We start from the raw sequence: 797 nt of genomic DNA, 5'->3' as shown, positions 1-797 counted from the left end.
CAGAATTTTTGTTAAAACTTAGTTAATTAGTGTCTATAGAACTAATATGTTAGCCGTAACAAAAAGATACAATAAGTTCAAACGAAGCACTCATTTCCTAAGCTCAAAATTGCTGGGAGATTTGCTATCTACGATTTTGGTACATATCTGGCAGTTACATTTCTTATTGATTGTCTGAGATCGATAATAGAATTTCCTCTCTTAACTTTACCATTTATTGTGCTAATTTCTCATCCTGTAATTTGGGTTATGTAGGTTATGNAATTTAGTTCTTACAGTAACATGCAAGACACAGTAACATTAAGACTTTATACAGCTTAATGATAGGTTTTATTAGTAAAAAAGAAGCAAATCAAAATGAGCTAAAAGTTCTAGATGGAAATAGTGGTGTTATAACAGGTAATGAACATAACTCGGAGAACCAGTATTTTGTAGAAATTTCATTGCTTTAAAAGACAATGATTTAGATGGTAAAGGACATTATGAAAATTTACCAACGCTTGTATCATATTTTCGTAAGACTTGCGATTTTTTCCGAGCGGAAACTGTTTCCGGAAGACGAACAATTTGCTTCCCGGTAGATAGAGTAAGCTGAGATACCATCGTAATAACCCTAAAATTACAGAGTAGACGAAAACGGCGGAGGCAGTCTTAAATTGTCAATAATTAGACTTATATTAATTAATTTATTTGCTGATTAAGTCGTAACATTCCCGATTTTCCGTTTATGCGATAAATTTATGTGGTTGTGATATAAATTATAATTTAGATATTGTTTCTGGTTATTAGCCGACTGA

The organism is Wolbachia endosymbiont of Onchocerca gibsoni, from assembly GCF_029169405.1.
In the GTDB taxonomy this organism is placed as follows: Bacteria; Pseudomonadota; Alphaproteobacteria; order Rickettsiales; family Anaplasmataceae; genus Wolbachia.
Note: the sequence above shows the minus strand (reverse complement) of the source record.